5 protein-coding genes and 1 pseudogene are annotated in these 5,821 nt (G+C 46.2%); all 6 read right to left on the bottom strand.

The window, feature by feature from the left end:
• A pseudogene (locus VK541_RS04630) lies at window positions 1-1,041 on the bottom strand (glycoside hydrolase); the annotation flags it as partial.
• Window positions 1,042-1,061: 20 nt separating this feature from the next.
• Complete coding sequence (locus VK541_RS04625) at window positions 1,062-1,802, bottom strand: hypothetical protein (protein WP_324367392.1); 741 nt, start codon at window positions 1,800-1,802, stop codon at window positions 1,062-1,064.
• The gene (locus tag VK541_RS04620; protein ID WP_324367390.1) at window positions 1,775-2,704 is read right to left on the bottom strand and encodes a beta-L-arabinofuranosidase domain-containing protein; all 930 of its coding nucleotides are present in this window, start codon (window positions 2,702-2,704) and stop codon (window positions 1,775-1,777) included. The genes VK541_RS04625 and VK541_RS04620 overlap by 28 nt, the downstream gene beginning before the upstream one ends.
• Before the next feature lie 336 nt (window positions 2,705-3,040).
• Window positions 3,041-3,478: a tail fiber domain-containing protein gene (locus VK541_RS04615; protein ID WP_324367388.1), complete on the bottom strand. Its 438-nt coding sequence runs from the start codon at window positions 3,476-3,478 to the stop codon at window positions 3,041-3,043.
• A gap of 41 nt (window positions 3,479-3,519) precedes the next feature.
• Window positions 3,520-3,837: a hypothetical protein gene (locus tag VK541_RS04610; RefSeq protein WP_324367386.1), complete on the bottom strand. Its 318-nt coding sequence runs from the start codon at window positions 3,835-3,837 to the stop codon at window positions 3,520-3,522.
• Window positions 3,838-3,959: 122 nt separating this feature from the next.
• A partial coding sequence (locus tag VK541_RS04605) for a glycoside hydrolase family 97 protein (protein WP_324367384.1) occupies window positions 3,960-5,821 on the bottom strand: 1,862 nt, incomplete at its 5' end.

Genomic DNA, 5,821 nt, shown 5'->3' with positions numbered 1-5,821 from the left:
AAACAGCCCGTTCGCATCCAAATGCCTGCTGATGTTTTCCAATTGTTTCTTCGCCACAGGCCAAAGGTCAATAGCCGTTTCTTTGTCTCCCGTAGCCAGCAGGTATTCCTTTAGGGCAGCATTATACAGTAGAGAATACTCAAAGAGAAACGATTGCCCCTCCTGCGCATGCAGGTCAGGAGTCTCAAAAGTGCTGGCATGCAGATAGCCGTCCTTTTGTGCCAGACCGGCAAGGATGTACAGGCACCGTTTGGTGAGCTGGTGATTTTTGAAAGAGTACGTATTGGCTATGGATTCCAGGTAAAGATCACCGATCCATAGTCTCCTGTCTCGCTTAGGCCCGTCTTCATAAACTGTCTGCATACATTCTTTCAGTGTAGACAAACCTACTGCGTCAATCTTTGAGATCAACGGGCTTGTCGCAGCCGCTAGAGCCGCAGGCGCATTGGAAACACTGCTCTGCGCTTTAAATTTCATGTCTGTGATCTTAAAATCAAATCCGTTGGAACTGCCCAGCAACTCCATCTTGAGGTACCTGAAGGCCACTCTCCTGGAAATGGTCACCGTAGCCGGGAGATCAATAACCGTAACCGTTTCATCCTGCAGCCATGCCCTGCTCAACCCGCCTGGATATGGATCAAAAGGTGTAGCCAATTCCGCAGGGACCTCACCAAAGGTCAGTTTAAACCGGAGCGGCGCATCGGGAAAATTACGGCTGGCCCTGATGGTAAAAGTATAATAACCGGTCAAATGCTCCCCAAAATCAACAACCACACCCGATTGTTTTTTAAAAGATTGTGCATACAGGCTTTCAACTGTACCGGAAGGCACCGCTTTCCAGCCCTGAAAAGCACTTTGATCCGCAACAAGTTTTACCAGTCCTATCGGCTTTTTTTCCTGTTCCACCAATCGGGGCTTGTTCAGCTCTGCCTTGGCCAGCCAGTCCTTGCGCTGAGCTGGGCTGTAAAAATCCTGAGCCTTAAGCAAAAAAGGAAATATCAGACAGCAGGTCAGGACGCTAATTCTTAAGTTCTTTATCATGAATTCTATACTACTTGAGTTTATTGATTGACTTTCCGGGGATCTGTGATCTGCGGCAGCCAGGAAATAAATGATCCGGCCTTTGGTCCATTCCCCGCAGAAGCATAATCACACAGGTCGATGGTTACCGGAGCGCCACCGGCCTCGGTATAAGATTCTGGAGCAAACTTAAACCGAAACTGCATCCAGTTATCCTTTACATCGTGTGCGACAGGAATTAAATCGATATAACCATCATTACCCTTTACATCCACGAAAGCACCCATGCTTATTCCCGGCAATGATTCGTCCCGGGCCAGCAAGATCGGCCCTCTGCTAATGGCCGCATACTTCGGCTGATCGCCGGCATAAGCTACACGCCCCCGCATGTCCAATGTAATCTCAACCATATCCCCGTTCTTCCATTTCCTGCTGACCGCAGCATAAGCACCCGCTTTGATCCCTTCAACGGGAGCTCCATTTACTGTAACCGCGTTCTTTTTACTCCAGGCAGGGATACGCAGGCTCAGCACAAAATCTTCATCCTTATTCAAACTCAATATCAGTTTTATTGTTCCGCCTTCCGGATAAGTCGTCTGCTGTTTCACCGTCACCGGTTTTCCGGAAGGTGTAGTCAGCTGGTACCTGCCCTGCACATAATAGTTTACAAACAGCCCCTCTTTAGATTTCATCACCACATAAGCGGGAAAATTAAACAAGCCGCGCGGGCCGCTTGCCTCACAGCAATTGATGTTCATCCCGCACTGCCCGCTGCCCGGCAAACGATGCCCGGTAAGGGGTGTATATTTTGCCCATTGCCTGCCATCGGTGTATCATATATATTTTGCCAGGTTTTTTCCACAGCAGTTTTGTACTCCGGTATGCCCGTCAGCCGGTACAGTTCCAGCAATCCTTCATAGCAGGACATCATCTCGTAAGCCTTCTGGCCTTGCTCCGGAGAATACCAGTTTACAGGTTTAGGAAAGCGTTTGGAGACATCCACACCAGCATTGCTGATCAAATGCGGTCCCTGCGGTGTCTCCCACTGCCTCACGATTTCTTCGGCAAAATCCAGGTACTTTTTGTCTTTTGTAGCTTTATAAAGCAGACAAACAGGTTCCAGCACAGATGAAGCAGCCATACCTCTGTAATTTCCCTTGGTGACAATAATGCCATCCACTTTTTTCAGATCATCCATCAGGTTATCCGCCACATCTCTTGCTGCTTTCAGGCTTTTTTTATCACCGGTAAGGTGATGATAATCCAGCAGGCCAAGCATGCAGTATTTACGGCCCCAGATATCCCACTGCTGCAATAGATTCTCTTTTTTATAGTTTCCGATATATCCTTCTTCAGTTTGCGTGGCGATCAGGCCGGTTACCGCGTCATCGAGTTTCTTTTTTAGTTCCGCTGTGGGATGATACATGTAAGCCAGCACTGCTGAAGTGAACCATTTGCCCCAAAATTCACTCTGCCACAGGCTGGTTTCATTCCTGTGTTTAAAAGGTTCGATCAGGTAATCCGCATCCTGTGTCAAAATGCGGTTGTTGTAAGAACTCATCAGCCTCTGTCCTACCACACCTTCAATAATTTCCTTTGAAGCAGGAGCTAATTTATCCTGAGCAACAGACAATTTGGGAGATAAAATGCAAAAACAAAGGCACGGGATCAGCAGATATTTCATATCGGGGATTCATTTGGTGTCCTTAAAAATATCAAATATTAATGAATAAACCATAGCATATGGCACCCCGCCGTTCTGACAGCAGTCAGGATGCTATATTCCGGTGTTCCTGTTCACACTTTCTTCACCCCTTGTTCACACCAAAGCCACAAAATGGTACCTTTTTGTGAAGGAAGTGTGAACCAGGTGTGTTTCATGTGAGGGCATGCCATTAATCAGAACTTTGTTTCGTATAGCTTTGCCCTTACTTCGATGGTAAATTTCGTCCCTAATAGTAAGAAAGCGCCGCATAAATGCGACGCTTCTCAAAACTAAACTAAACTAAAAGGAAATCAATTATTTTGCTTTCTGCTTCAGGATGCTGATCTCCCTCTTTAGATTTTCAATCTCTGCCTGCTGTTCTTTTACGGCTCCCACCAGCAAAGGGATAAGTTCTTTGCTGTCCACTTCATCATAAGACGCCGTCTTTGTATTGTTTTTACCGGCAGGGATCTGTTTGAAAGTTTCATAAACCAGGTCAGGCAACGCAGTCTGTACATTACTGCTCAGGAAACCGTATTGATTGCCCTCAGGCAAATTCAGATGTTTGTACTTTTTGATGTCATATCTGAATTTCACAGGTTCAAGGGCAACCAGCTGCTGCGTAGTGCCTGAAACTTTTTGAACTTCAACTTTGAGCTCTTTTTCATCAATCTTTTGTGCATTCGCAGTTAGTGCACACGCAAATAGTAAAAGTCCGCAAAAGGCACTTCTACCCGCTAAAGGATACTTCATAAAAATAAAATGTTTGTAAATACTGTAGTTTAAACTATTAATTATGCGTTATGGAAAACGGCAGAATTGGGCGGAGGACCCCATACAGGAAAATGAACTAAGGAAATGTAATAGACCTCTGTATGAATAAGCTTTTTTGACAGTACAACCGGAGAAAAGACCCCGCTGGTATGAGGAATGAATTCATCTGCAAATTCCATGCTTTTCGACTCCTTTTCATCGTCAGCCGGTTCACTGGAATCTTGCTGCGACTCCTGGGTAATTGTTATTTTCTCCACTAAACGATCAGCAAAAAGCATATTGCTCTTTACAAAAAGAAAAGTGAATAAAATAAGAATACCTGCCAGTTGTCTAAACATTGTGTGCAAACGTTTAATTTATAGGGTTGCGCTGTATCGCAAAGATATACGTTAAACTAATATTCGCAGGGTGTGTTTTGAATTATGTAATTAATATGATGCATTTTTATGATAATAAATAGCTATTTATACTTCTTCAGCTTTTGAAGGTCCTCTTTTTTTGCTGCCTTTATGCTCATGGCAGCCCCACCACCCGCAGCGAGCTTTACCTTAAGAACGGTACCGGCATCAACCAGGTAATGTTCAATTTGATAAGCTTCGGGGTTTGCTTTCCAGTCGGCGTCATCCGCATCGCGGTAAAGGTCGAGGGTATATTTCTTTCCTTTGTCTAAAAAACCAAGCGGTACAAGTGCGGTCCTTGAATGTTCATCAGCAATCGCACCCACAAACCAGTCACTGGTTCCTTTTGCCTTCCTGGCTATGGTCAGGTAATCACCGGGCTCAGCATCGATGATTTTCGTATCGTCCCAATCGGCAGCCACATCTTTGATGAACTGAAATGCATCCATATGAGCGGCATAATTCTCAGGCAGGTCGGCCGCCATTTGCAGCGGACTGTAAAGCGTAACATATAGGGCCAGCTGTTTGGCAAGTGTGGTATGAACCTGTCTGCCTGCTACATCTGAATACCCCCTGATCTTAAATATCCCTGGCGTATAATCCATCGGGCCGCCCATCAGCCTGGTAAAAGGCAGAATAGTTTCATGCTCCGGCGGGTTCCCGTCGCTGAAAGCATTGTATTCATTGCCCCGCCCTGCTTCTGAAGCTACAAAATTGGGATAAGTACGGTGCAAACCAGTAGGCCGCACCGCTTCATGCGCATCTACAGTCACCTGATGTGCTGCAGCTTTTTGCAGTACCCTTTCATAATGGTTGATCATCCACTGACCGTCATGGTGCTCGCCCCTTGGAATGATCTTGCCCACATAACCCGTCTTCACAGCCGGATAGCCATATTTGTTCATAAATTTGTATGCGGTATCGAGCTGGCGCTCATAATCGGTCGCTGACCCTGAAGTCTCATTGTGCATGATCATTTTTACGCCTTTTGTTGCGGCATAGCTGCTGATGTCTTTGACGCCAAAATCCGGGTACGGTCTGGTAAAGTCGAACACGTTTTCCTTATAGTTGCCAAACCAGTCTTCCCAGCCATAGTTCCAGCCCTCAACCAAAACACCCTGCAGGTTATTAGCCGCAGCAAAATCAATGTATTTTTTGACATTGGCTGTGTTGGCACCATGTCTGCCATTAGGGATCAGATTGCCAGCTACTAGTGTATCGGCCTTATCTGCATAGCTCCATGTGCTTTTCCCGGTTTGGTATTCCCACCATACTCCAGCAAATTTCATGGGCTTTATCCAGTCTGTTTTTTCAATTGCGGACGGTTCGTTGAGGTTAAGGATCGTTTTGGAGGCCAGGATATCGGCAGCTTTGTCGCTGACCAGGATGGTTCTCCATGGGGTATGACATGGCGCATACAAATGCGCCTTATTGCCCTCGGCATCTGGTACGAGCCGTGCAGAGAGGTTAAAATTACTTTTGTCTACATGCAGCTGCATCGCCGGATAATTGATCAGCGCTGCTTCATGGATGTTGATGTACAGTCCCTCTGCAGACTTCATCATCAGCGGGGTCTGTATGCCGTTCTGGTCAGGAACAACTCGCACGGCAATGTCTGTCGCCATTTTAGATACGGCAAATGCATCTACCCCGCTCAATGGGCCGGTAGTGTATTTGTATTCATTGGTGTCATAGTCCGCAGGGATCCAAAATGCTTTATGGTCGCCGGTGAGCCGGAATTCAGTCAGTTCATCTGAAACGGTGAAATACTTTAAACCGGGCTGCTTCGGAAATTCATACCGGAAGCCTGCGCCATCGTCAAAAATCCGGAATACAATATTGATCAGCCGGTTCGGACTGTTCTTCTGTTTCAATTTTACCGTCAGTTGCTCGTAGTTGTTCCTGATGTGCTTCACTTCCCCCA

The organism is Pedobacter sp., from assembly GCF_035317785.1.
Taxonomy (GTDB): Bacteria; Bacteroidota; Bacteroidia; order Sphingobacteriales; family Sphingobacteriaceae; genus Pedobacter.
Note: the sequence above shows the minus strand (reverse complement) of the source record. Positions and strands in the feature narration are given on the sequence as shown.

Excerpts from the sequence above, each read along its gene's own strand:
- VK541_RS04620 (WP_324367390.1), bottom strand. The coding sequence starts at position 2,704 with ATGAAATATCTGCTGATCCCGTGCCTTTGTTTTTGCATTTTATCTCCC.
- VK541_RS04615 (WP_324367388.1), bottom strand. The coding sequence starts at position 3,478 with ATGAAGTATCCTTTAGCGGGTAGAAGTGCCTTTTGCGGACTTTTACTA.
- VK541_RS04610 (WP_324367386.1), bottom strand. The coding sequence starts at position 3,837 with ATGTTTAGACAACTGGCAGGTATTCTTATTTTATTCACTTTTCTTTTT.